Origin of the sequence: Agarivorans sp. Z349TD_8 (assembly GCF_050870825.2) — a bacterium.
GTDB lineage: Bacteria > Pseudomonadota > Gammaproteobacteria > Enterobacterales > Celerinatantimonadaceae > Agarivorans.
Window position 1 is genome coordinate 2,118,181 of sequence record NZ_CP194037.2, and the last position, 25,096, is coordinate 2,143,276.

The 25,096-nt window shown below is 42.9% G+C and carries 21 protein-coding genes; 12 read left to right on the forward strand and 9 right to left on the reverse strand.

All coding sequences use genetic code 11. The annotated features are described in order from the left end of the window. Positions 1–208 precede the first annotated feature (208 nt). Entirely contained in the window at positions 209–988 is a 780-nt protein-coding gene (locus tag ACRRS1_RS09635) for a phosphotransferase (RefSeq protein WP_432467914.1), read from the forward strand. Between the two features lie 505 nt (positions 989–1,493). On the opposite strand, the gene ACRRS1_RS09640 is transcribed toward ACRRS1_RS09635, so the two are convergent. Then, entirely contained in the window at positions 1,494–1,958 is a 465-nt protein-coding gene (locus ACRRS1_RS09640; RefSeq protein WP_432467913.1) for a GNAT family N-acetyltransferase, read from the reverse strand. A gap of 392 nt (positions 1,959–2,350) precedes the next feature. Then, a complete protein-coding gene (locus ACRRS1_RS09645; protein ID WP_432467912.1) occupies positions 2,351–3,343 on the reverse strand; it encodes a transposase in 993 nt (330 codons plus the stop codon). Between the two features lie 374 nt (positions 3,344–3,717). Here ACRRS1_RS09645 and ACRRS1_RS09650 point away from each other — a divergent pair, with 374 nt between their 5' ends. Continuing rightward, the gene (locus ACRRS1_RS09650) at positions 3,718–4,314 is read left to right on the forward strand and encodes a hypothetical protein (protein WP_432467910.1); all 597 of its coding nucleotides are present in this window, start codon (positions 3,718–3,720) and stop codon (positions 4,312–4,314) included. A 429-nt stretch (positions 4,315–4,743) separates the two neighbouring features. Here ACRRS1_RS09650 and ACRRS1_RS09655 read toward each other — a convergent pair whose 3' ends face one another. Both ACRRS1_RS09655 and ACRRS1_RS09660 read right to left on the reverse strand, forming a co-directional pair. Next, positions 4,744–6,753, reverse strand: coding sequence for a TonB-dependent receptor domain-containing protein (locus tag ACRRS1_RS09655; RefSeq protein WP_432453387.1), 2,010 nt, complete (start codon positions 6,751–6,753; stop codon positions 4,744–4,746). 142 nt (positions 6,754–6,895) lie between these two features. Beyond that, complete coding sequence (locus tag ACRRS1_RS09660; RefSeq protein ID WP_432459245.1) at positions 6,896–7,840, reverse strand: LysR substrate-binding domain-containing protein; 945 nt, start codon at positions 7,838–7,840, stop codon at positions 6,896–6,898. Positions 7,841–8,055: 215 nt separating this feature from the next. On the opposite strand from ACRRS1_RS09660, the gene ACRRS1_RS09665 reads away from it, so the two are divergent. Genes ACRRS1_RS09665 through ACRRS1_RS09680 form a run of 4 tightly spaced genes read left to right on the forward strand, consistent with a single transcriptional unit; the run spans position 8,056 to position 11,713 of the window. Further along, positions 8,056–8,988, forward strand: a complete 933-nt coding sequence (locus tag ACRRS1_RS09665; protein WP_432467908.1) for a siderophore ABC transporter substrate-binding protein — start codon at positions 8,056–8,058, stop codon at positions 8,986–8,988. Between the two features lie 34 nt (positions 8,989–9,022). Then, complete coding sequence (locus ACRRS1_RS09670; RefSeq protein ID WP_432453384.1) at positions 9,023–9,982, forward strand: ABC transporter permease; 960 nt, start codon at positions 9,023–9,025, stop codon at positions 9,980–9,982. Then, the gene (locus ACRRS1_RS09675) at positions 9,975–10,925 is read left to right on the forward strand and encodes an iron chelate uptake ABC transporter family permease subunit (RefSeq protein WP_432467907.1); all 951 of its coding nucleotides are present in this window, start codon (positions 9,975–9,977) and stop codon (positions 10,923–10,925) included. The genes ACRRS1_RS09670 and ACRRS1_RS09675 overlap by 8 nt, the downstream gene beginning before the upstream one ends. A gap of 20 nt (positions 10,926–10,945) precedes the next feature. Beyond that, positions 10,946–11,713 (forward strand): iron ABC transporter ATP-binding protein, encoded by a 768-nt coding sequence (locus tag ACRRS1_RS09680; protein WP_432453382.1) that lies wholly within the window; start codon positions 10,946–10,948, stop codon positions 11,711–11,713. 48 nt (positions 11,714–11,761) lie between these two features. On the opposite strand, the gene ACRRS1_RS09685 is transcribed toward ACRRS1_RS09680, so the two are convergent. Genes ACRRS1_RS09685 through ACRRS1_RS09695 form a run of 3 tightly spaced genes read right to left on the reverse strand, consistent with a single transcriptional unit; the run spans position 11,762 to position 14,434 of the window. Beyond that, a complete protein-coding gene (locus ACRRS1_RS09685) occupies positions 11,762–12,979 on the reverse strand; it encodes a multidrug effflux MFS transporter (protein ID WP_432467906.1) in 1,218 nt (405 codons plus the stop codon). A 4-nt stretch (positions 12,980–12,983) separates the two neighbouring features. Then, the gene (locus tag ACRRS1_RS09690) at positions 12,984–13,784 is read right to left on the reverse strand and encodes a siderophore-interacting protein (RefSeq protein WP_432467905.1); all 801 of its coding nucleotides are present in this window, start codon (positions 13,782–13,784) and stop codon (positions 12,984–12,986) included. A 2-nt stretch (positions 13,785–13,786) separates the two neighbouring features. After that, positions 13,787–14,434, reverse strand: a complete 648-nt coding sequence (locus ACRRS1_RS09695; RefSeq protein WP_432463070.1) for a recombinase family protein — start codon at positions 14,432–14,434, stop codon at positions 13,787–13,789. Between the two features lie 339 nt (positions 14,435–14,773). Between ACRRS1_RS09695 and acuI the strand changes: the two genes are divergently transcribed. After that, positions 14,774–15,754, forward strand: coding sequence for an acrylyl-CoA reductase (NADPH) (acuI, locus tag ACRRS1_RS09700; protein ID WP_432467904.1), 981 nt, complete (start codon positions 14,774–14,776; stop codon positions 15,752–15,754). A gap of 57 nt (positions 15,755–15,811) precedes the next feature. Here the strand turns inward: acuI and ACRRS1_RS09705 are convergent, their stop codons facing one another. Continuing rightward, positions 15,812–16,753, reverse strand: a complete 942-nt coding sequence (locus tag ACRRS1_RS09705) for a LysR family transcriptional regulator (RefSeq protein ID WP_432453377.1) — start codon at positions 16,751–16,753, stop codon at positions 15,812–15,814. Positions 16,754–17,192: 439 nt separating this feature from the next. On the opposite strand from ACRRS1_RS09705, the gene ACRRS1_RS09710 reads away from it, so the two are divergent. Continuing rightward, on the forward strand, positions 17,193–17,915 hold the full coding sequence (locus ACRRS1_RS09710; protein ID WP_432453376.1) for a FadR/GntR family transcriptional regulator: 723 nt from the start codon (positions 17,193–17,195) through the stop codon (positions 17,913–17,915). Between the two features lie 49 nt (positions 17,916–17,964). On the opposite strand, the gene ACRRS1_RS09715 is transcribed toward ACRRS1_RS09710, so the two are convergent. Next, a complete protein-coding gene (locus tag ACRRS1_RS09715) occupies positions 17,965–19,620 on the reverse strand; it encodes a phospholipase A (RefSeq protein WP_432463072.1) in 1,656 nt (551 codons plus the stop codon). A gap of 492 nt (positions 19,621–20,112) precedes the next feature. Here ACRRS1_RS09715 and ACRRS1_RS09720 point away from each other — a divergent pair, with 492 nt between their 5' ends. The 4 genes from ACRRS1_RS09720 (at position 20,113) to ACRRS1_RS09735 (ending at position 25,047) form a co-directional block, all read left to right on the forward strand. Further along, a complete protein-coding gene (locus tag ACRRS1_RS09720; protein WP_432463073.1) occupies positions 20,113–21,255 on the forward strand; it encodes a GNAT family N-acetyltransferase in 1,143 nt (380 codons plus the stop codon). A 69-nt stretch (positions 21,256–21,324) separates the two neighbouring features. Then, a complete protein-coding gene (locus ACRRS1_RS09725; protein ID WP_432463074.1) occupies positions 21,325–21,906 on the forward strand; it encodes a DUF6151 family protein in 582 nt (193 codons plus the stop codon). Between the two features lie 396 nt (positions 21,907–22,302). Then, a complete protein-coding gene (locus ACRRS1_RS09730) occupies positions 22,303–24,195 on the forward strand; it encodes a methyl-accepting chemotaxis protein (protein WP_432461109.1) in 1,893 nt (630 codons plus the stop codon). Between the two features lie 522 nt (positions 24,196–24,717). Next, positions 24,718–25,047, forward strand: coding sequence for a hypothetical protein (locus tag ACRRS1_RS09735; protein WP_432467903.1), 330 nt, complete (start codon positions 24,718–24,720; stop codon positions 25,045–25,047). The last annotated feature ends 49 nt before the right edge of the window (positions 25,048–25,096 follow it).

Here is a 25,096-nt window from a genome sequence, read left to right on the forward strand (position 1 = left end):
TCTTTATATTTGGGGGTTTTCTGTTTTGCAGGTGAGTACTATTTTAACTGTGATTTTTACTTGGTTCTTAATGTTGTTCTTCCATCGACAATAACCCTTTTTAGCGTAACTTAGTTGTAGATTTATGATTGATGCTACTGAAATCGATATGAAGTCGTGATACCACACCTAGTAGTCAATGCATCAAATATGAGACAGCAGGAGCCTTATGGAAGAACTTCAAGGTGGCCGAAAAGGCTCGGTTTTTCGTTTAGCAGACAAGGTTTATCGTCCCTGTGGATTTTGGTCGCAATCGATTCATCAATTACTCAGGCACTTAAAACGTGAGCAGTTTTACGGCGCTCCAGAATCATTTGGTTTCGATGAGCAGGGACATGAGATCCTATCTTATATACTTGGTGATGTTTACAACTACCCATTGGTCGGTGCTATCGCAACGAAAGCTGCATTATGTTCTGCAGCCGCTGTTTTACGTCTATATCACGATGCCACCGTTTCATTTGTTCAGTGTGGACAAAGCAATCAATTAAAGTGGTTGCTACCGGCAAGAGAACCACAAGAAGTCATCTGCCACGGTGATTATGCACCGTACAATGTGGCATTAAATGGAAATACAGTGGTTGGTATTTTTGATTTTGATACCGCGCATCCAGCTCCAAGAATTTGGGATGTAGCTTACGCTGTTTATTGCTGGGCACCATTTAAGACTAAACCGAATGATGCCTTGGGGGATTTAAGGCTGCAATCCATTCGTGCAAAGCAATTTTGTGATTCATATGGCTTGCCATATTCCGAGCGTGTCCAGTTAGTTGATGTGATGATATCGAGGATACAAGCCTTACTTGATTTTATGCACGACCAAGCAGCCCAAAGGAATGAGGCATTTATTGCTAATCTCAAGGATGACCATCATTTGGCTTATATAGCAGACATTGAATATTTAAAGCTGCATAAAAAAATAATTACGGACAGTCTAAATGGTGATTAGTTCGGCCAATTGTTGGCGTACAATAAAGTCTGATTAATTTTTGCTATAAGTGAATAGTTCAGCATTCATGATTTATCTCATTGTTGTCGTATTACTTGTTACGACAAGCCAAAGCAATACTCCTGAAAAACCAGCTTACGCTTAGCTTTTCTTTTTTTATGGGTAAACTACTGTGATGGTATACAGCTTGGTTGGTTCCCATCTTTTTGCAAATACATGACCACCTTTCACGCATGGTCAAAATGCTGATAGGTTGGTATGCTGTTGATAAATTTTAATATTAAAGAGTGTTTGAATTTCTGTGGTGCGTGATAGGTGGTAACTTCGCATGCGTGAAAGATGGGAATTTGCATATTAATATACTGTTAGCTATCCAAGTCATGAGGTACAAATAAGTTTGGAATCGGAATTCAATATAAGAGAAGCGACATTAGACGATCGGGCTTGTTCAACATCCGAATAAAGTGTTGGCTGCGTGACACCTATTCTAATTTGTATGGATTTTCTAATCAAGGGCGATTCTCATTTCAAGTAGGCTACTTTCAAAACCTGCTTTTTCGTAAGCTCGAATTGCAGCTTGATTGTCAGCATATACATCTAGATATAAATGATGAACATTTTTAGTTTTACTCCAGCGCTTAAGGGAGTTAAGAATCAACTTATTGATACCTTTGCCTCGATAAGCAGGGGCTACATACATAAAACCAAGATAAGAATGATATTCATGTTCCACATATGGCTTTGACTCTTTAATATCCGCGTATCCTGAACCTACAATATTATTATCCATTTCAGCTACAATAACTTTAGCATTTTCAGACAAAATTAATTCTTTTAAATCATAATATGAAATAGGTTCATCTTTTAAATGTTTATCAAATGAGCGCTCTACAGAAATTATATATTGCTCAAATTCAAGCAGCGTATTCATATCATTTAAATTTGCAGTTCTGATAATAACATCAGTCATATATTACTCCGTGATGGTTAGGAGGATAAACTAACACATAACGTCCACTTCTAGCGACCCCCTGTATCACCAGGGCGGGAGCATACTTTGATGGATTTATAACCCAAAGAAGACTCGTGCCCGATAATCGTCGCTCCATCCCGCTTTCTTCAACTTCACTTTGTGGTGTTAAAGTGGACATCCATATTAAAAACCATAAATACAGTAACAACGTTAGTGAAGTGAACACCACTACAATCATTTAGTTCTGAGGCGATTGTCATGCCGATTAACGGCTAAATTCACAGTAGGTGACTCAGTTTGGTGATTTCTGGGCCAATGTGCGCCTCAGCAAGGTATCACCACCGATACAATACTGATGATTAAGACATAGTTCGAAAGTAAGCTCGCGCTTAAGCGCGATTTAGCAAACGTTTGCAGCAACTTAAACCGGCCGTTCGTTTATGTCCCATATGCTGATGGTATTGCCTGAGCAAGCGCTCTTGACCGACTGCGCCAGAAAAGTGCCGTTCAAACTCACCGCTTAAAGTCAGCCACTGCGCTTCATTTATCCCTAAGCGTTGGATGATGGAACTTTCTCCACTGTCGATGTAACCCCGTTTATCTTCTCTTACCATGCGTCCGGTCATATCGACTAACTCAAGGTAGTCTTTCAGCTCAAAGGGTAAGCCTTGGGGCATCGGCTCTCTTGGGTTACCCACAAAGGGAAACAGGTTTGTTGCCTGGGCTTGTTTTAGCTGAGCTGCTTTTGCTCGTCGCTGTACGCTGGTATGGGCCGAGTCCTCTGGTGTACTTGCCATCTTGGCTCTGATGGGGTTTAAGTCTACGTAAGCCATACACGCCATGAGGGCGGCTTCATCCAAAAGCGCTTGGGATTTAAAGCGTCCTTCCCAAAATCGACCGGTACATTGGTCTTCTTGATTGGCGGCTCGCGCAATGTGTTCGTTTAAATGGCGCATAAACCAGCTTAAGTCATACAGGCGAGTCCGATACACTTCGGCGGTGGCGCGAATGGCTTGTAGTTGCACCTCACTCAACTGCGGACGTAATTCAAGGTTGAGATACATCTGAGTCAGTAAGGTGCCCTGATGCAAGCTATGCCAGCGTTCTAACACTTCATCCATTGACCAGGCTTCTGCTTGTTGCGGATTAACATGTAGCACGAGGTGGGTATGATTACTCATGACGGCATAAGCACAAACATCAATGGCGAACACTGACGCTAATTTGAGTAGATAATCCTCGACCCACTGGCGGCGGTGCTCATAGCTTTTGCCGGTTTGTTGGTCTTCGCCACACAGAAACGCCCGTCGAACACAACGGGAAACACAATGATAGTAGGGGGTATCCGATAAGCTCACTTGCGAGCGTCTTGGCCGAGGCATAATGATAACTCCCCAAATAAATCACTATTGACAGTTTAGACTGTAATGAGCATTTCGTTAGTTGGGGTGGGTGTCTTCTTTGACGTTTTTTCTTTGACGACTTCGACGGTTCTTTGACCACCATCTAATAGTAACAACTCTCGGAGAGTTAAGGCATTTTTTATAAATATTATGACGTAGCTCAATAAGTATTTGGTGTAGAATTTGAATTTCGCGCATCCCGACTGCCTCTGTGTAGGGTTTGATAGAAAAGGTTTTTGGCGAAATTAATGAGATTAAACAACGGGGGGCGCGTCTACTTATATGAATTTCCTAGGGATTATGAGGGGACTCGCTAGATATAGGCGTTATATGAATATACAAGGTAGATAGATATGGATTTTTTTGACAATAAGATTGTGCAATATGTAACGTTTTCAATCCCATTTATAGCTTTACTTGTTTCTTTGATTGCACGTAAATTTTTAGTTGCGCAATTAGACGAACCAGCGCGGTCTTTATATAAAAAACTATCTAAAGATGCTTTAGTAAAAACATTTTTAATGTTTTCAGGAGCCTTGATGTTTGGTTTTTTTAGTTATTTAAAGAGTGCTGATTTAACAGAGTCAATTATGTCTAGTTTATTTTCATTGACTTTATTTACAGGAATAAATCTTTTGTGGGTTAATCGGAAAAATTCAGAGTTAATCCAAGAGGCAAAGAAAACGTCCTCTCAAGGTGAAAGAGCAAAGCGTATTAGTTTAATAGAAAAAATGCACTTACAGAAAGTATTTAAAAACACGATTATTTCAATTGTTTGGGGCGGTGTTGGGGTTATCTATACATGGTTCTTCGTCATTGACTATCCATTGAATTTTATGTGGTTAATTGCATTTATGGGAACATCTCCTGCAATTACTGCTTCTAGGTATGCTGATAATGTAACTTTCGCCGCATCAAAATTTGTAAACGACAAAGACTTATGCGTTTAAATTCACATACAATAAGAATAGGTGTCGCGCAGCCGCCACCTTATTCGGGTGTTGAACAAAAAGAGCATGGACATCCATGATAAAAATCACAGGTGCAGTAACAGTGTTAGCGAAGTGAAGACCACCCATACAGACTGATGATTAAAACATCGTTCGAAAGCAAGCTCGCGCTTAAGCGCGATTTAGCAAATGTCTGCAGCAACTTAAACTAAAGATAACAAGACATCCATCTTAACTAGCGAAATGTTAGTCAATATCTAAAATTATCATTGCGTTTCCCGCAGCGTTCGTTGGACTTTTTTGTGTGGCGAAGACTAACATGCTGGTAAACGCTATGGTAATTCATCCGCAGTGATGACCTTGATTGATGACATTTGATAGGCGCTTCGCCTCTTTTAAGTAGGGCGAAGCCGCTTATTAAACTTTCTCCTAGAAATTAGCAGACATACCAACATAATAAGTGCGTGGCGATTCCACATGACCTAAGGCAATAATATCGTCGCTTAGCTTTTGGTTACTTAGGTTGTCGATCCCTGCGCGAAACTTAAAGCTGTCGTTTAGCTGATAATTTAAGCCGATGTTGATGAGGGTATAGGGTGCTTGGATTAGTTCTTCCCCATTGTCATTTTGTTCGATTATTTTTCGACCGCGATAGTTGGCACTGGTGAATGCTGATAAGTGCTCGCTTGGCTTCCAGTTGAGTTGCAACAGTGAAGAATGCTTATAGCGATTGGTGAGCTGTTGATTGGTAGTCGCATCGCGAGCATCGGTAAAGCTATAGTTTGCTTTAATACTCAACTGTGCTGAAAGCTCAACACTGCTTTCGAGTTCTAAGCCTTGAAATAGGGCTTGCTCTACATTTTCATAGTATTCATAGGGTCTATCGTATTGGCCATCATCGATTTGAGTACCACTACGTTGGATCAGGTTATCGACTTCATTTCTAAATATTGTGGCGGCGAGTGACCACGAGTGCTGATGATATAAAGCCGAGAGTTCGTAGTTGACACTGGTTTCTGGCTGGAGATCTGGGGTACCAACCACATAACAATGGCCGCCACAGCTAGAGAGCGTAAAATCTGGATTCAGCTGTACCATGGTTGGTGCCTTAAAGGCTTTGCCCACACCGCCTTTAATCACTAGATTTGGATTAACTTGGTTAACCAAATAGGCGCGAGGGCTTAGCTCGGTCCCAAAGTCTTGGTGATGGTCGACACGAGCACCTAGCGTGGCGGTCCAGTCTCTCGCAAAGGCCCATTCATCTTGCACAAATAGCGCTTGCTGCTGAACACTAGTTTGTTTGCTATTCGGTAAGTTATTGGGGTCGTCAAGGGAACTATAACGGGCATCACCACCAAAGGTTAAGCTGTGGGTAGCCAGATAAGTGGTGGCTGAAGATTCGAAAATATGATTGGTTTCTAGCGCGTCTTCGCTAGTGGCTTGGCCTTCAACTTTGACTTGTTCGTGAGAATAGCGCGTTTGGCTATCTCCCCAGCGCCAAAAACCGCTGTGAGTCAGTGCTTGACTATGGCGTATTACTTTCTGTTCACTGGCGGTAATCGACGGTTGGCCGCCTTTATTCCCTTCGATTAGGGAGTCTCGAAAGTCATCGCTATAGCTGAGATCCAAATCGATAATTTGCTGATCGTTAAGATACCAAGACAGCGCTCCTTGCATACTTAGAGTATCGCGTTTCTCGATAGCGGTTACATCGGCTCGGTCGTAGGAGCCGTTGCTGGTATTGCCAGTGCCTGTGTAGGGGTTCCAAGAATTTCGATAGCTTTCGTTGAGCGCAAAGCGAGCATATAGCTTGTCGTTGATTAATGCGCCGCCAGTATTTAAGCCAAGTAAGTATTGCTCGCCACCGTTGCCATCGGCTGGGCTTGATAAATTGCCGTTGAGGGTAGATTGCCAAGCATTTTGTGGTGTTTTGGTGATGATATTAATGGTACCGCCCATCCCATCCGAGCCATAGAGCGCCGACATTGGCCCGCGAATAATTTCGATGCGTTCGATGCTGTCGACCGGAATTGTGGAAAGGTCGAAGTCATTTCCTCGCACAATCGCACTGCTAGAGCTCATTCGTCGACCATTCACTAGTACTAAGGTATATTTAGCATCCATACCACGAATACTGACTTGCTCACGCCCAGCTCGGCCACTTTCTTTGATGGATTCTACGCCCACCGCTTCTTTAACTATATCTGCCAAGTTGATGTTGGGTTTACTTTGAATTTGTTCGGCGCTAATCACTGAAATAGAGGCAGGGGCTTTTGCCACGCTCGCTTGGGTACGCGATGCCGTGATAACTATCTGTTCAAATTTCTCAGTGGTTTGCTCGCCCTCGTTGGCCAATATGCTGGGGCTACTAAGTGTTGTAAGTGCAGCGACGAAGTAAGTCGGAGCAGTGCGTAAGCGAGCGTTTCCTGACAATGTCATTGGTATATCCATAATGCTAATGAGAATAATTTGCGCTAAAGTCGGTGAATTTCCCGATGAAGTCAACGCGAGTGCCATTGTAAATTTGTATGGTAACTATTCATCTATTGCATACTGGCTCTGATAAGACTAAGCAAAACGTTTAGTTGAGCGGCTTGTCAGCTTTGTTATTGTAAAGTGCTTTAAACTGTTCCCTTACCCAACAACACATTGCGTCGTTATGATGGCGCTTATGCCAGTACAAATAGATGATTGGGTTATTGATTTTTAGTGCTTTTAGGTTTGAGCGGGCCACCAAATTTCGTCCTTGGCAAATGCTGTCGGCAAAGTGGGCAGGCAGCTGGAAAATAATATCACTCACCTCGGCTAGGCAGGCGGCTGCGTTAAAGTTGGTCAGTGTCAGCGGAACTCGAAGCTGTTGCTGCTTTGTTAGTAAGCCGTTATTTCGGAGTTGTTGTTCTAAGGTAAAGCGTTTATCACCTTGAATGGAAATTGCCCCAAAATTGCACTCAAGTAGGTTGTCCAAGTTGATCACTTGCTTGGCTAAGGGGTGATCCTGATTCATCACCAATTTAAATTCCAATTGAGCGATGGGCATGCGATAGAGCTCTTGTTGGCTAGAACTAGGTGTAAATGCAGAGAGTACAAAGTGGGTGTCACCATTTTCCAGGGGACTAAAATGATCTTGCGGGATAGTGTCAACGTCTAGCGTCATATTGGGGGCTTGTTGACGCAGCAGTTTAAAAAAGGGCGGTAGTAGATAGTTGATATCTGGCAGTAGACCGAACATTTTGATGGTTTTTCTACTGTTGGCTGGCTCAAATTGTTGGCCGTCAAACAGGGTTTCCATCTCCGCAATCAGACGCTCTAAATCCTTGAGTAAAACTTTAGCACGGTTAGTTAAATCGTAACCTTGATTGGTTCTGACCAGTAGTTCATCTTTAAAAATGACTCTGAGCTTTTGTAGTGCGCGACTCACCGAGGGTTGACTGATGTTGAGAGACCGAGCGGTTTTGGAGACATGCTTTTGATTTAACAGTTGCTGCAATATCAGCAGTAGGTTGAGATCGATACTTCGTAAATTCATAAGATGGATAGCTACTATTAACAATATTCAGTTGACGGATGAAGTCTATTTGTTACTGTTGATGTCAACAAGAATGATTTGCATTTAAATTTAACTTTAAGTTGATCTAGCGCGTGGCTTTGCGATTATTTTTTAGTTTAACTATTTGGATGCTTTATTTTGAACGTGTAATCACGTTGCATATTTTTTGATCTTATAGAGAGTTTGAGTTGAACATGTCTGTCAAAAATCGGTTGTTAGTTTGGGGTAAAGCAGTGCTGGTTACTGCGCTATGTTTGGTGTCTGGCGCAGTATTGGCAGAAAGTCTCACGGTACGTCACCACATGGGGGAACTAACCCTTGAGAGTTCACCTAAAAGAGTGGTGGTTTTGGGGCATGCCAGCTTAGATTTGGTGGATGCGCTAGGAATTAAGCCCGTGGGTGTTGTTAAAAGCTTGTTACCCGATTACCTAAAGCAATATCAAACTGAGCAATATGGTAGCGCAGGAAGTAACACCGAGGCAGATTTTGAAGCGATATATTCGCTTAAGCCAGACCTGATTATTGCAGAAGCGCGAATGATGAAGGTTTATCAAGAGCTCTCAGCGATTGCACCCACCTATATGTTTTATGTGGAGCCCGGCCACTATTGGCGAGACACCCAAACTAACTGGCGTAATTTAGCCAAGTTGTTCGGTAAGTCAGCTGAAGCAGAAACTTTAATTCAAGGTTTCTCTCAACAATTCACCGCGCAACATCACTTGAGTGAGCAACAACAATTAACAGCGCTCACGGTGATGAATAATGGAAACAATTTAGCCAGTTTCGGAGATAACAGTCGTTTTTCTTTGGTATATCAAGAATTGGGTTTTTTGTCTTCGTTAGCTAAAAATGTTGAATCGACAGTGGGTCCTCACGGAAATCTCATTTCTTTCGAATATATTGCCGATGCAGCGCCCGATGTTTTATTGGTACTAGACCGCGAACAAGCAATAGGACGCAGCTCTGGACGTGCTAAATCACTATTTAATAATCCGTTGGTGGCGAGTACGCCTGCCGCCAAACATCAGCGGATTGTGTTTGTTGATCCCGCAGCTTGGTATTTAAGCGCCGGAGGGCCAAGGGCTACTCAAATCATGTTGGATGATGTTCATAAGGCATTCAATTAATTTAAGGTAGTCCCCTGTCTGGGCAATTTTTACTATGAAAATAAATCGCGTATTGTGCGCGCTGCTTGCTTTGTTTAGCTTAGCAAGCTGTTCGCTATTTGTCGGGGTGGCGAGCATTAGCCCGCAAGCCTTATTGCAAGGTGATCACCAAGCTTGGCTTATCTTTATAACAAGCCGCATCCCAAGACTATTGGCCGTTTGTTTGGCGGGTGCTGGTTTAAGCATCGCTGGTTTAATCATGCAGCAAATCGTACAAAATCGTTTTGCTGCACCGTCGACCACTGGAACCATCGATTGCGCGATGTTGGGTTATGTGTTGAGCATTATGCTGTTTAGTGATGCGAACAGTTTAGTTCAGCTTGGGGTGATCCTATTATTCTCGCTGCTGGGCACTTTAATCTTTGTACGTTTCCTGCAGCGCTTAAAGTTCAAGAATACGGTGCTGGTTCCGCTCATTGGGATTATGTATGGCAATGTTATTTCTTCGTTAAGCACCTTCATCGCTTATAAATACGATTTAATGCAAACCTTGTCTTCATGGACCGTTGCAAACTTCGCTTCGGTGCTACAGGGGAATTACGAAATTCTCTACTTAGCCTTACCTGTATCACTAGTCGCCTACTATTACGCAAGTCAATTTAGTGCCGCTAGCATTGGTGAAAGCTTCGCTAAAAATATAGGTTTGGATTACCAGAAAATCATCTTGATAGGCGTCATGATTGTTGCATTGTTGGCATCGTCGGTGGTGATGATTGTTGGTGTTATTCCATTTTTAGGTTTAATTGTTCCCAATTTGGTCTCGCTATTCATGGGCGATAATATGAAGCGAAATTTACCTTGGACGGCTTTTTGGGGAGTGGTTTTAGTTCTAATTTGTGATGTACTTGGCCGAGTCATATTGTTTCCCTATGAAGTTCCTATTTCAATGATTATTAGCATTTTGGGTGGGATAACTTTTATTGGATTAGTGTTAAAGGATAAGTCCAATGGCTAATTCGATGAAGGTGACATTACTGGCAATAGCGGCCGCGATTATTATTGCATTTTTTTTGTCAAAGGGATTAACCCTCGATAATTATCAATTCTTTTTGTCACGGCGGATCCCTAAAGTACTTGCAATGATGCTGGCTGCAGCCGCGATTGGAGCCTCTTCGTTGGCTTTTCAAACCATTACTCATAATAGAATTTTAACGCCTTCTATCCTAGGCTTTGACTCCCTTTACGTGCTGATACAAGTGCTGATTTTACTGCTATTTGGCAGTGCCAGCAGCTTGATGCTGAATAGCAAACTTAACTTTTTAATTGCGACCTTGAGCATGGTGGTTTTAGCCATGGGCCTGTTTACACTTTATTTTCGGCGTAAAAGCAACGATGTGTTTACTTTATTGCTAATTGGCATTGTGTGTAGCAGCTTATTTAGCAGTATGACTAACTTTTTTACGCTGGTGGTGGATCCGAGTGAATTTTCGCTCATTCAGGGGTCGATGTTCGCCAGCTTTAATAATGTGAACGGTGAGTTGGTCTATTGGTGTATCGCTCCCTTACTTTTGGCGCTTAGCTACTTGTATCGACTGTCTGGTCAATTGGATGTATTGCTCTTGGGCGCAGATAACGCCAAAAGCTTAGGGATTGATACACAGCGGCTTACCATGAAAGTGATGTTTGTGGTCACAATATTAGTTTCAATCTCTACCGCACTGGTGGGACCGATCTTGTTTTTTGGATTGATTGTGGTGAGTTTGACACATCAATTATTTACGACTTTCAACCATCGTTTCCTGCTGATCGCCTGCTCGTTGTTAGCAACCGTATTGTTGGTTGGTGGACAGTGGTTGGTGGAAAACCTCCTGAGTTTTGAAACCACTCTCAGTGTGATCATTAATTTTATCGGTGGCAGCTACTTTTTGCTGTTGCTGATGCGTAACAAATTTAACTAACGGCTCTCAAGACTAGTCCTATGATAAAACTAACCAGCTTGTCAAAAATCTACAGTAATCACTATGTGGTAAACAACGCCAGTGCACTATTTCCCTTGGGGGAAGTGAGTGCAATCATCGGCCCCAATGGCGCGGGTAAAAGTACCTTGTTGTCGATGGCTAGTCGCTTAACGGACTGTGATGCAGGGGAGGTGCTCATTGCTGGTAAAGAACTGGCGCAGTGGGATAGTGAAGCGCTGGCAAAGCGTTTAGCAGTCTTAAGGCAAGCCAACAATATTCATATGCGTTTTACCGTGCGAGAGTTAGTGGCTTTTGGCCGTTTTCCTCACTCGAAGGGGCGGTTAAACCAGCAAGATCAGCAAATTATTGATCAAGCTTTAGAACATTTAGATATCGAGCATATTCAACAGAGTTATTTAGATCAGCTTAGTGGCGGTCAGCGACAAATGGCTTTTATTGCTATGGTGGTGGCACAAGATACCGATTACATTTTTTTAGATGAACCCCTAAATAATCTGGATATTAAACATTCGGTCGAGATCATGAGTACGCTGCGTCGCTTGGCTCATCAGATGAATAAGGCGGTGGTGATTGTGATCCACGATATTAACTTCGCCTCTTGTTATGCCGATAACATCGTCGCAATGAAAAAGGGCGAGGTGATTAAAAGTGGACCGGTGGCGGAAGTCATCGATGAACAAGTGCTCTCTCAAATTTATGAGATTCCCTTTAAGATCCGGGAAATCGATGGTGAGCGGATCTGCATGTATTATGGAACGGCTATTTAATCGCCTTAAGGCACTGTAATAAAAAGAGTTTAACTCGTATTCCACTCGTTAAACTGAACTCGATAATACCGTTGCCTCGGACTTTGATTTTGGAGGCGAGGCCTTAAAGCCGTAATAAATATTAAAGCTGCTTAGTAAGGCAAATAGTCCGATAACTAATCCTAAATGCCAGGCGTAATGCATGCCCATTTTGAGCAATAGCATACTCGCCAGGGCGGCAAACAGCATCTGGCAGCCACCGGCTAAAGCGGCGACAGTACCAGCCTTATCTTTAAAAGGTAATAGTAATAATGTCATGGCGCAGGGCAGGGCAATTCCATTGCCAAGAGCCATTAAAAATTGGCCGCTCATCATCGCCAGCGGTGTTAATGGAGCCATAATCAACCAGATTGCAGCGCAAAGATGAACCACTGGTGAGCAGAACAACATTGCTTTGGTTCCTATTTTTGGCCGAACTCGATTACAAATGAGGCTGCCAGTGAGTAGACCACTGGCCGGTATTAAGGCCCATAAAGCGTATTCTTCCGAAGTCATCCCAATCTGGACTTGCATGATGAAAGGCATCAGTGATACTGAGATCACCACCAAACTGAAGTTAAGCCAATTAATTGCCGCAAAACTGACAAAGTAGCGCGAACGAAACAGTTCAACATAGTCACACACTATTTTTTGTGGCTTAGCCAAAGCAGACTTGGTTTGTAGGGTCTCTGTGAATAAGAAATACAGCAAAACCCAAACTAGCGAAATGTAGCAAAGCAAGCAGATAAACACGCTAAGCCAGCCTAAATTATGATTGATAAACCCACCAATGACAGGCGCGACAATTGGCGTGAATGAGGCGACAACGGTAATCCACGATAGCGCGTTAGGAAGCTCATCCTTAGAATAACTATCTCTTAGCGAGGCTCGTCCTAAAACGGCGCAGCAACCTGCCCCCAAGCCTTGGATAAAGCGGCCTAGCACCAGTAGTTCGAAGTGTTGGCTACCGACCACCGCTACACTTAAACCAAACAAGGCAAGTAACAGTCCAAATAACAACACCTTACGTCTACCAATTGCATCTGATACCGGGCCATAAATAAATTGTGATGGACCAAAGCCTAGTAGATAAATGGCTATCAGTTGTTGTGCTTCATCGACGCTAATCGAAAAATCTTTGGCTATCCAAGGCAGCGAAGGAAAAACTAAACCCATGCTGAGTTGACCAATACTTACGACTAAGCTGGCCAACAGAACGGGTTTCCAGTTAAATGAGCTGTTTGTCATCGCGTTACTTCATGTTGTGAGAGAAGGCGTCTGAGTCTTCTTTTTTCAATACTTTGTGACCATCTTCGGTCATCCCTTGTTTCCAATAACTACTGAAATAAGAATTTGAGCGCGGGACTTTTAGCTGGCTAATATACGCCCGTATCTTGCGCATGTCAGTAAATTCGCAAGCACACCAAACAGCAACACTGCCTTGAGGCCATGGATGATTGATCACTACATCTGCTAGCGTTTGCCTGTTGTCTTCTTCAATCAGCCAGTGAATTTGAATGCCTTCAGGTGTTTGGATTGACTGCTTATCGGCTTGATGCTTGAGCAATACGAAGGCTGTTCCTTGGGTGTTGCTCGGCAGTTGAGCTAGTTTTGCTTGCATTGCGGGCAAAGCAGTCATGTCGGCGATCAGCAATACGCTATCGGTATTCATGTCAATCGCTGCATTTGAGTTAGGGCCTGCCAGCTGAATGCTATCACCTACTTTGCAGTGCTGCGCCCAATGGTTGGCATAGCCGCCATTTTCTGGGCTCGGCTGGGCATCGCCATGACGCACAAAATCGATGCTCAAGATTTGTGTGCTTTGATCTAAGGCTTGTACCGTGTAGGTACGTACCACTGGGCGTTGTTCTTCGCTTAACGAACTCAGATCACTGCCACCTTGCGGATGAAATAATAGTTTTAGGTATTGACCTGCGCTATCTTCAGCAAACGATTTGATTGCTTCTCCACTGAGAGTGACCCGCTGCATATTCGGCGATATGGTCTCACTTTTGACCACGGTGAGTTGTTTTAACTGTAATTTTCTTTTCATGATTATTCACTTTGATTCTGTTTGTTGGATTTACGTTTGAGCCGCATATCGCCTAAGTTGCCTTGTTCCGCAATTTTGGCTTTTACGCGCTTCACCGTCGACAGACTGGCGCCACTCTCATCGGCAGCCTGTTGTAAGGTTTTCCCCTCAATTAAGGCTGCTGCGATTTTTTGATGCTTTTCTTGGTCACATTTGCGACCTTGATATTTCTTATTCCATTCGCTTGGATTTTGTCGCAATGCTTCACGGCTCAGTGCTGCTGCTGCGAGTCTGCGACAGCGCTGGTTATTGGCAAAGCCAGTCAATAAAGCATTTATTAAGGATAATTGTTTGCTGTCGGCATGGATGCTGAGTTGTTGGTCATAGGTTTTAATTGTGACCCCTTGTGTCAGCAGTTGGCTTATGGTGCTATGAATATCAGTAAAACTACTACCTAAGCAGTTAATCCACCAAACAATCAGCGTATCTCCAGTTTTGAGTTGCGCCATTAGGGTGCTTAATACCGGACGCTCAAGGGCTGGCACATTACCGCGGATCCCTGTTTCTAACTTCAGTTCGGCTTCCGGGTACTGGCTTTGAATGGTTTGATTTTGTGCTGCCTGCTGTATAAATTTGGGTGACATGCGCGCATAAATATAACTGCGTTCCATGTTTACTCCTCGAGCGTTCGCTGGGTTCTTTTGGTTGAATGGCTCACAATGTACTCCGGTTCATATGGAGTGTAAAGTTAATTTTGAACCCATTTGTTTTTCACTGTTCTATTTCGGTGGTTGTTTGACGACGAAGCTATCCGTTACTTAGCCTGTGATAAGGTATAAGCTAGACCCTGAAAATCGTGTGTATACCCAGCAAAACAATTTCGCTCATGTTGGCTAAGTTATGCGTTATGTACATCTATTAAATGATAAAAATTCATTTAATACATTATTCAACAAGGATTACACTTCACCTTTGTTTTGTTATTTCAGTCATTTATTCGGAGCATATTTATGTTTAAGGCACTCGTACTCGATCTTGCTGATAAGAAAACCTGCGCTAGCATTTGTCAACTGGAAGACTCGGCGCTTCCAGAGGGAGACGTGGTGGTTAAAGTTGATTATTCCTCGTTGAATTATAAAGACGGCCTCGCAATTACCGGCAAAGGCAGAATTGTTCGTAATTTTCCAATGGTCCCTGGAATTGATTTAACAGGCACCGTAGAAAACTCTTTAGATCCGCGTTATGCCGAAGGTGATAAAGTGGTATTAACTGGTTGGGGCGTCGGTGAAGGGCATTGGGGTGGAATGGCAGAGAAGGCCAGTTTAAAAGCAGACTGGCTGGTGCCTTTACCCAAAGGATTTGATGGTAAACAAGCCATGATGGTTGGTACGGCTGGTTTCACCGCGATGTTATGTGTACAAGCCTTAATTGATGCGGGGGTCACGCCTGAATCTGGTGAAATACTGGTGACGGGTGCTAGCGGTGGCGTAGGCTCGGTGGCCGTTTGTCTATTGGCCCAACTTGGATATAGCGTGGCTGCTGTTACTGGGCGTGTTGAACAAAACGGCGAGTTATTGCGTTCTTTAGGTGCCTCTCGGATTATTGATCGAGATGAATTTGCCGAAGCTGCGCGTCCCTTAGAAAAGCAATTGTGGGCAGGTGCGGTAGACACGGTTGGTAGCAACGTATTGGCAAAAGTGTTGGCGCAAATTGATTACAATGGTGCGGTGGCAGCCTGTGGTCTGGCGGGTGGTTTTGACTTACCAACCACCGTGATGCCATTTATTTTGCGTAGTGTGAGCTTATTAGGTATTGATTCAGTGAGTTGTCCGACGGCCAAGCGCATTAAAGCTTGGCAACGTTTAGCTGAATTACTTCCACAAAGCTATTTCCAGCAAGCATGTACCGAAATTGAACTACCGGAAGTTGCTGCATATGCAGAAGCCATTACCCTCGGTCAGGTAACTGGTCGAGTGGTGATTAAGTTATAAGAATTGAGAGCCCTGCGATTGAATACGCCGACAAAGATCGGCGTATTGATTGACGCTTTAGACCAAGCCCATGTCTTGAACTCGTTTACTGATCAGCCGGCTGCACTCTTGTTTAATCAGATTTCGTAGCCACTGCTGTGGCGCAGCATGTTCACAGCGTAAAGGCCAAATTAGTGAATAATCGAAGGGTTCAAATTTAAAGGGTAAAGGTTTAATGAGTAGCTGATGTTTGTCTGCTTGCAAATAAGCTAAATCTGCGGGAACGGTAATGATGATGGGTTGCTTATCGGCAATGGCGATGGCGGCATCTAGGTGATAAGCACGTAATAATAATTTAGGTTTAGGGTGTCCAATCAGGGCTTCGTCAATCAACTGTTTTACGCCGTCACTGATTGCAATCATCGCATGTGGGTAATGGAGATAATTTTGTAAACTGAGTGCTTGCTTGGCTAAAGGATGATGCTTTGAGAGTAAGCAAAATACACTGACTAAGCCTAAGCTTTCACTGAGCAAAGGTGCAACAGGCTTTGTTGGTCGACTTATCGCCATGTCGTAGCCATCACTGGTTAACTGTTTGTTTAATTGGTCGTGTTGTAGCGGAACAAACTCGAGAGTGATGTTAGGCGCTTCTTGATAAATTCGTGGCAAGGCAAAGGGAAGGATCGTTTGCATCGCATAGTCGGTGGTGGCGATCGTGAAGTGTTGTTGGCATTCACTGGGATTAAAATCACTAGGGCTTAAAATTTGCCTTAGCTCTTCTAGGGGATGCTGTAAATGTTGATTCAGCTCGATGGCTCTTTGGGTTGGCACTAAGCCCTGACCTTGACGAATAAACAAGGGATCGTTGAGTAACTCACGTAGACGAGTTAATACTCGACTCATGGCAGATTGGCTTAAATTTAACCTTTGAGCCGCACCGCTTACGCTGCCTTCTTCTAAAAGTATTTTTAATCCGATCAGAAGATTCAGATCGCGTCGATAAATGTCTTCTAATTCCATAGACTAATTTTTCACTGTTGCTTTACTTGCTCCGTGACACCCTCAAGCGAGACATTTGTATGAATGACTCTGCATGGTCATTGAATGGAGAGGCCAATGACTAGGCTCGTACATGGGTTTCACTATTATTCGCCCAACACTATGCAATTCGAGCCATCACCACTCGGTTTTTGGATTGTAAGTTTAGTCCTGAATAATAAGTATTATCTTAGGCTCTGCTTATCGGCAAGAGATCATCATACTAAACGAGTTATTATTTGGCTATTGGCCTCAATATGGTAATAAATTTGTCGCTTATCTCTGTGTTTAAGTATTTTTTATGTATGTTGCTCGATATATTGGTTACTATTAGTCATACTAAAGCCGAATAGTTAATAGCAGTAAAGTGAGTGATAGTTCAGGTCGCTTTATTACTATTAATTTTTATAAAGGTTGTTACATGTCTAACGAATTCAATCAAATAGAAGGGGCATCACGAAGTCTGCATTTACAAGTAGCTAGAGAAATCGCGAGAGGGATCTTATCCGGCGCTTTGGCTCAAGGAAGTATTATTCCTGGAGAAATAGCCCTTTGTGAACAATTTGGCGTTAGCCGAACGGCTTTGCGTGAAGCGATTAAATTGCTCAATTCTAAAGGTTTATTGGAATCTAGGCCGAAGATAGGCACGCGTGTTCGTGATCGGGAACATTGGAACTTCCTCGATGCACAGTTACTCGACTGGATGATGGGTTTGAGTAATACCGAGAGCGCTTATCATGAATTTTTGACACTACGTTGTGCTATTGAGCCTGAAGCAGCGGCTTTAGCCGCGCGTAATGCAAGTGCAGAACAGCGGATGCAGTTATCTGCGGTATTTCAGCAAATGTCGAATGTTGCGAGTGGAGTTGACTCGGAGACAAAATGGACCGATGTAGATATGGAATTCCATCGCTTGGTCTTTTTATCAACCGGAAATAGTTTTTATATTCCTTTTGCAAATGTATTGCGTACGATGTTTGTTGGTTTTATTGATCATGCCTCTCAAGAAGGGGATAAAACTTGTATCGAAGAGCATAAAGCGGTTTACGATGCGATTATGGCGGGTAATGCCGAAAAGGCACGTCAGGCGAATATCGATTTGCTGAACATTAGTAAGGCACAGCTGGCAAGCGGTGTAGCTTAGTGTTAAGGCCGAGTTTATGAATATAAACTCGGCCATTTTATTGGTTTGCTTAGTGGTTAATGGCAAAACCTAAACCCAAACTTTGGTTGTGTTTATTGTAATCAATCAGTGATTCCCCATAACCGTTAAAATACTTTAGGTATATCGACAGTTCAGAGCTGATTGGATAAGACCAGCGCACATCGATGGCACCTTTGTTATCTCGTTTTAGATTGTTACGGGCGAGTAGGTTTAAACGATGATACTTACTAAATTCTAAATCTACGCTTAGCTCGCCATAACCGTAATAGTCCTCCATATTAGGGTTATCATCATCCTCAGCCTCTTCTTTAAATCGATACCAAGGTTTGATTGCCAGATTGAGTTTGCCAATATCTAATGGTTCTCCTAAATCGAAATTAAACTCAGTGTAGATCCGGTTCCAAGAGCGTGAACGTAGCTGTGCCTGTCCGTTTGATTCGTGCACCAAACCTAGCCTTACCCAGCTTGGCGACCATGCGGTTTGACTTAAATCGTTGTCTGGTTGATTCCATTGATAGAATATCTCTGGCTCATAGTTGGTTTCTCTGATTGAATCGCCAGAGCGTTTGTAGGGTTGCCAGAACGTTTGCTGGCTATAAGCAATGTTTATATTGTCGTTGTCGGTGAACAGCTTGAAGGGTAGCATGATCCCAAAGCTAATTTGAAACTCAACTTCCATGTTCTCGGGCTGTTCGCCGCTGAGCCCACCTTTTAAATCGGGAATACTGGGCGAGGGATTGTATTTGACAGGAAGAATGTAGTTATCGCGGAAAAGACTCATTCCTGCATATTGCCATATTTCGTGATTTTGGATGAGGTCATCACTGGCTGGGATACGGTTTAGACTGAGCCCTAATCCAAAGGATTGATTGTGGAAATTGTAGTCGAGTAAAGATTCACCATAACCATTAAAGTATTTAGCATATAGGGAAAAAGACTGAGAGACGCAGTAGGATAAACGTAAGTCAAATGCGCCTTTGTTATTTGATTTTAGGTTGTTTCGCCCCATGACACTGACTTTATTTGGGCAGGTCGGCTCTCCAAATAGATAGGCCATTGATAATTCACCGTAACCATAATAATCAGTAAACTCTTCGCCTTGATTCGTTTCTGGTCCAACTGGTAGCCAAGGTTTGAAACTGAGTTGAAAATTGTTATATGCGGCATCAAATTGTGCATAGACACGTTCCCAAGAGCGAGATAATTCGTCTTGAGAGCCGTTGGCTTGATGACTAAATCCTAGACTAACAGCTTTCAGTTGCCAGCGATTATTGACGATGCTTTTGTCATTTGGTAACCAAGTGTAGATGAGTTCTGGTTCGTAGTTGGTATCACGGAAGGGCGCAGATACCGGCTTGTTGTAGACTTGCCAGAAGCTTTGTTGCGTATAGGCAATACTCAGGTAATCTCGATTGTTGAATAGTGTACTCTTAAGAATTAATTTGCCGCTGATCTGAAACTCGGACTCCAATTTGTCAATCACCTGTTCATCTGTTGAGAGTTCGCTGGCCAGACGGGTTGAGTAATCTGCTAAGGCGGGCGGATTCGGATTGTATTTGGCAAATAGAATGTAAGTATCTCTATAAGCGACCAATCTGGGGGGGGGATCCGCATTATTCGCTTTTGCTATTGTTACGTTAAAAATGATAACCAACATAAGCGAGGTAATCGTTAATTTAGCCATATCTTCCCTGATGGTTAATCGTGTGAGCTGAAAGGTTCACTTATTTTTGGTGTTTAAATTTTGTTCAATTTAAAGGCGTTTTGGCTACGGAGTAGACATAAATTGACTCATTATTTTTCGATGGTAGCGGTAAATGGGGAAAGATGCGAGTTAAGGTAAAGTAATTTTTTGGGGTTTTGGGGCGGATTTTAGACACTAATATTTAAGTTATTCTGATTTCATACGCTAGATTTGGATATTGATGCTGCGATGAGTCATCGTGCAGCGAAAATATCAGCTTGCGTATAGGCTTGCTCAAGTTTGAGTCCATACCTTCCAATGTAAATTGGGGCAAACCTCTCCTTCAAAGTAAACTTACCCGCAGGATCTTGCTATCCATCTTGTTATGCTGATATTTGCTTGACTAGCTTTTGCTGCACAGCAGTGGTATCAATAAACCGAGAACAATAAATTAGCTTGTGTGAGTTGATTGAAGAAAAACTGGGCAAGTAAATGAAAGATAAGGTTTTAGCGTTTAGTCAAATGTCTCCGGATTACTTAGTGCATCAACAATTCCCGACAGCTTATCAAGCTGGCTGTTCGTTATTTAATTCACCTATATTTCTACAAGCACTGGAACAACAGCGTTGTGTTGGCGATAACAGCGGTTGGTTGCCGCGTCATATAGAATTGTGTGACGCTCAAATACTTATTCCAAGTTATATCAAACAACACAGTTATGGGGAGTATGTATTTGATTGGAGCTGGGCCGATGCTTACCATCGTTATGGCTTGCAGTATTACCCAAAGTTGGTCTCGGCAATTCCCTTTACGCCAATCACTAGCGAAAAGCATCTGGGTCAGCGATTGTCTGAGGCCGCAGTTAAAGATTGGGTGCAAGTGGTGATAAGTATTTGCCAAGAGCAACAACTCAGTTCGTGGCACTGTAACTTTATTGATGTTGATTTAGCTGAGCAATTGGCAGCGCTTGGCTTAATGATTCGTCATGGAGTGCAGTTTGAGTGGTTCAATCACCAGTATCATCATTTCGATGATTTTTTACAGACTTTTACGTCGCGAAAACGGAAAAACACCAATAAGGAGCGGCGCACTGCACAAGGTAGTGTTGAGCATATAAATCGTTTAGTCGGTCAACAAATTAGTCAAACAGCACTCGAAGCCTTTTATCGATGTTATCAAAGTACTTATTTAAAACGTGGACAACAAGGCTACCTTTCTTTTAGCTTCTTTCAGCAGTTGCTCGAACAACTGGGCGATTCTATGTTGCTCGTGACTGCAGAAAATAATCAGCAAATTGTTGCTTCGGCACTATTCTTTTTTGATGCTGATAACTTGTATGGACGATACTGGGGTTGCCTTGAAGAATACCCCTGCTTACATTTCGAACTGTGCTTTTATCAAGGGATCGAGTTTGCAATAGAGCGAGGTTTAAAACGTTTTAACCCCGGTACCCAAGGCGAGCATAAACTGTTACGGGGCTTCGAACCGGTCACAACTTACTCGGCGCATTATATTAAACAAGCTGACTTTGCGCAGGTTATCGCCGACTTTTGTGCCCAAGAACGCCAACAAATGGTTGAATATAGCCGCCAATGCCAACAACTGTTACCCTTCAAAACAAAACCCGAAATGTAGCTTTATGCTATCTTTAGGCTCGCAAGGATAGTGATTGCCGCAGATGGTCCATATACTAAGGAAGCGAAGATGGCACAATTAGAACTAAAATGTAAATGTGGTCAAGTGAGGGGGCTTGTACAACAGCTTAAGCCCAATCAAGGCACTCATTTATGCTGTTATTGTAAAGATTGCCAAGCTTTTGCCGCTCAGTTGCAAGCTGAAACGGCCACCCTCAATGAGTTTGGGGGAACCGCTTTATTTCAGATCTATCCCGCTGCAGTTCAAATTATACAGGGCCAAGAGCATTTGGCTTGTCTTCGTTTACATAAAAAAGGCTTATATCGCTGGTATACCAGTTGTTGTGACACGCCCGTGGCTAATACTGTTGGTTTGAATGTCCCCTTTGTTGGACTTATCCATAGCTTTATTGCACCAGAGCAAGATATTCAAGAGATTATTGGCCCGTTATATGGTTCAGCTTACCAGCAACAGGCAACCAGTCATTTACCTGAGTCCTTATGGGGTAATAAGTCTCGAGCTCGGATCATTTTTCGGATAATCAGTAAAATGTTACTGTGGAAACTAATGCGCAGGGGGAAACCAAACCCATTTTTTAATGCCAATGGACAGGCGCGAGTTAAACCTAAAATTATTAGCGATGGTCATTAATACCAATCAGATCCATAACCCAGTTAGCGGTGATTTAAGCCCGCAAAAATTAACCGATAAGCAGTTAGATTGGTATAAAAACCTGTAATTTAAGTTGTGATAGCGCTATTTCAAAGCTGCGTATTTATTTATGCGTTCTTTGTTCACGGTATTTTTTCTGGTATCTGTTTTTCGCCACCCAGTATCTGATTTGTTCAATTCAATTTCATCTTCATGTCATTAAGGTCAGCCATGATCTTCTAGTGCGGGTTCATGGTTTGAGGGGTTTTAGATCTTAGAACGAGTCTCTAATGTTAGTTTTGTTTGCTTAAAGGCTCATTTTTATCGTTTGAAATACGCCAATTTTATTATTGTTACTATACTGAAAAAGCTTAATATTTTAATAAGGAAGTGATGATGCGAACAACACTTAAGACTCGCCTACTGTTAAGTAGTCTGTTTGCAGTATTGATCACTGTGGCGGTATTGGTGAGTATTTCCAGTTACTTCATTCGTAGCAATGCTCTCACCAATACTCAGCTCGAAATTGAACATTTGGCGACTACCTTTACTCAAGGAATAGGCCATTGGATTTATGATCGCAAAAAAGCCATTACGGGCCTTAAATCAACCATTGAGGCGCAACCAGATCTCGATCCTGTTCCTTATTTATTGCAAGCGCATAATAGTATCGGTTTTGCTTTAACCTATTTTGGTGATGAGCAAGGCAATATGTATCGTCAAGATCCTCGCTTGAATAAGCCAAATTACGATCCTAGAGTCAGACCCTGGTATAAGAGTGCAAAGGCTGCTGGCAGCATGATTATGACGGCGCCTTATGTGAGTGTGACCTTGCAGAAGCAAGTGGTGACGATTGCCGAGCCGGTGATGGTGGCTGGCCGATTTTACGGGGTTGCAGCGGCTAATTTAACACTTGATCAATTAACGGACGCAGTTCGACAACTAAAGGTCCCTGGAGAAGGTTACTCTATTTTGGTCGATAGCGCTGGTTTGATTATTAGTCACCCAGATAGTGAATTGAATAATCAACAACTAAGCACGATTGATGGTGAGATGAATCAAAACTGGGTTAAAGCGCGCGCCAATACCAATCTCATAGAAAATCGCATTTTGGATGATACAGCTAAGCTGGTATATGTAGAAGCGGTACCAGAAAGTGATTGGTCTTTAATATTCATCATGGGCAAACAGCAAATTATGTCACAGGCTGCTAGCCTCGCATGGTGGATGTCGGCGATGGGCTTTATTTTATTGATTCTATTCGGGTTGGTTTTAGTCGCGATTTTCAAATTTCAATTTAGAGGTCTCGAGCGAGTCGCTCAGGCGCTGAATGATATTGCCGAAGGTGAAGGGGACTTAACAGTACGTATTCAAACAACGAATAGTTACGATGAAATCGGCCAGTTGGCTGGCGGTTTTAACCGTTTTGTTGAACGGGTTCACGGTATGATCTCTCGGATGCATGAAATTGCGGGTCAATTGGGAGGACAAGCCACAACAACCAGTGCATCAGCCACCGATAATAGTCAGCGAATCGCGGTTCAACAAGATGAAGTGACCATGGTTGCCACCGCAGTGACTGAGATGGCCAGCGCAACCGAAGAAATTGCTAGCCATGCAGAGCTTACGGCGAATACCGCACAAGAAGCGGTGACTCTCTCTAGTCATGGTCAAACTCAAGTGATGCAGAGCCAGCAGTCGATTCGCAGTTTGGCGGACGAAGTGGCGACCGCTGGACAGATTATTGGTGAGTTGAACGAGCACTCACAGAAAATTAATAGTATCTTGTTAACGATTAGTGGTATTGCTGAGCAAACCAACTTGCTGGCTCTAAATGCCGCCATTGAAGCAGCTCGAGCTGGCGAACAAGGTCGTGGATTTGCTGTTGTGGCAGATGAGGTCCGAGTATTGTCGCAACGTACCCATTCATCGACCCAAGAAATTCAGGCGATGATCGAGACCTTACAACAGACGGCTGGTAAAGCAGTCACCTCGATGACCCAGAGTCATGATATGGCCGAAACTAGCGTTACCGATGCAAATTCTGCTAGCGAAAGCTTGTCTCAAATTAGTAAGGCGATCAACGATATCTCTGATATGGCGACGCAGATCGCGACGGCAGCAGAAGAACAAACTTCTGTGACCAGTGAAATCAATCGAAATACCGAATCGATTCGTGAAGTGTCGGAAAACTTATCTCAAGAGGCGCAAACCTCGATGACACAAGCCCAGGAACTGGCAAATTTAGCCGAATCGCTACAACAAGAAGTGAGCCGATTTAAATTATAGATTATTGTCGCAATTTCTTAATCCCGTTGAAGGTTGCTATTTAACGGGATTTTTTATGGTTGGCTTGTGATGGTTCTCAAATCAAATGAGCATAAATGCTAAATTACTTCATGCCATTCTCCTTTGTACCGCGATTCAATATACCGTTTTGAATTCGAATCGAAAACACTCAAAGCTGACAATCTCGATATAATGTTTTATTAAACAAATGCTTAAAAATAGGTTCTAAGAGATTCATAGCGTATTATTTTTTTGTCGTAAGTATTACATCCCTTTTCATTTCACTGACTGAACGTTTGCTCGTGGATGCGTTTCGTTATGAGGTGAGCTGACAGGCACGCTTAGACCTTTCTATAGCTTTGGAAAAATTTTTATAACTTAATTAAGGATTATTAAATGAAAATATCGACGATTTTTGTCATGTTACTGGCTTTTTTATCCTCCGCAAGCTTTGCTGAGAGCATGGGGTCGGCATACATTCCTTAAAACTTGTCAGCAACTTCAAAGGCCAGTGAGATGGGGGTGACGATTTCAAATATTACTGACGAAACCGTTAGTGTTGAACTTGAAATGTACGATCTTAATGGCAGTTTAATTAGCAGCCCTTCGGCATTTACGAATTTAAACGGGGTTGCGATAAACATCAGTACTTCACCGGCTGATGCGACGATTAGTTTTGATATTCCAGCTAACGCGACCGCTGCGTTTACCTATGGCAACTGGAATGGTCATGGTTATGGCAAAATCACTTGGAAACAAGACAGTAACAGGCGTACCGCATTATTAGCCCATGCCTTGAGAAATAATAATGAATCATTTTCAATACCAATTAATGCCGGATTACCATTCTGAAGTTAACTCTAGGAACTGTTTAAGCTAAATATTAGCGCCAAGCCAGCGA

Coding starts and splice junctions, on each gene's coding strand:
- ACRRS1_RS09710 (WP_432453376.1), top strand. CDS start 17,193: ATGTCTAACGAATTCAATCAAATAGAAGGGGCATCACGAAGTCTGCAT.
- ACRRS1_RS09660 (WP_432459245.1), bottom strand. CDS start 7,840: ATGAATTTACGAAGTATCGATCTCAACCTACTGCTGATATTGCAGCAA.
- ACRRS1_RS09725 (WP_432463074.1), top strand. CDS start 21,325: ATGGCACAATTAGAACTAAAATGTAAATGTGGTCAAGTGAGGGGGCTT.
- ACRRS1_RS09685 (WP_432467906.1), bottom strand. CDS start 12,979: ATGACAAACAGCTCATTTAACTGGAAACCCGTTCTGTTGGCCAGCTTA.
- ACRRS1_RS09670 (WP_432453384.1), top strand. CDS start 9,023: ATGAAAATAAATCGCGTATTGTGCGCGCTGCTTGCTTTGTTTAGCTTA.
- ACRRS1_RS09675 (WP_432467907.1), top strand. CDS start 9,975: ATGGCTAATTCGATGAAGGTGACATTACTGGCAATAGCGGCCGCGATT.
- ACRRS1_RS09640 (WP_432467913.1), bottom strand. CDS start 1,958: ATGACTGATGTTATTATCAGAACTGCAAATTTAAATGATATGAATACG.
- acuI (WP_432467904.1), top strand. CDS start 14,774: ATGTTTAAGGCACTCGTACTCGATCTTGCTGATAAGAAAACCTGCGCT.
- ACRRS1_RS09690 (WP_432467905.1), bottom strand. CDS start 13,784: ATGAAAAGAAAATTACAGTTAAAACAACTCACCGTGGTCAAAAGTGAG.
- ACRRS1_RS09695 (WP_432463070.1), bottom strand. CDS start 14,434: ATGGAACGCAGTTATATTTATGCGCGCATGTCACCCAAATTTATACAG.
- ACRRS1_RS09720 (WP_432463073.1), top strand. CDS start 20,113: ATGAAAGATAAGGTTTTAGCGTTTAGTCAAATGTCTCCGGATTACTTA.
- ACRRS1_RS09650 (WP_432467910.1), top strand. CDS start 3,718: ATGGATTTTTTTGACAATAAGATTGTGCAATATGTAACGTTTTCAATC.
- ACRRS1_RS09705 (WP_432453377.1), bottom strand. CDS start 16,753: ATGGAATTAGAAGACATTTATCGACGCGATCTGAATCTTCTGATCGGA.
- ACRRS1_RS09645 (WP_432467912.1), bottom strand. CDS start 3,343: ATGCCTCGGCCAAGACGCTCGCAAGTGAGCTTATCGGATACCCCCTAC.
- ACRRS1_RS09715 (WP_432463072.1), bottom strand. CDS start 19,620: ATGGCTAAATTAACGATTACCTCGCTTATGTTGGTTATCATTTTTAAC.
- ACRRS1_RS09655 (WP_432453387.1), bottom strand. CDS start 6,753: ATGACATTGTCAGGAAACGCTCGCTTACGCACTGCTCCGACTTACTTC.
- ACRRS1_RS09665 (WP_432467908.1), top strand. CDS start 8,056: ATGTCTGTCAAAAATCGGTTGTTAGTTTGGGGTAAAGCAGTGCTGGTT.
- ACRRS1_RS09730 (WP_432461109.1), top strand. CDS start 22,303: ATGCGAACAACACTTAAGACTCGCCTACTGTTAAGTAGTCTGTTTGCA.
- ACRRS1_RS09680 (WP_432453382.1), top strand. CDS start 10,946: ATGATAAAACTAACCAGCTTGTCAAAAATCTACAGTAATCACTATGTG.
- ACRRS1_RS09635 (WP_432467914.1), top strand. CDS start 209: ATGGAAGAACTTCAAGGTGGCCGAAAAGGCTCGGTTTTTCGTTTAGCA.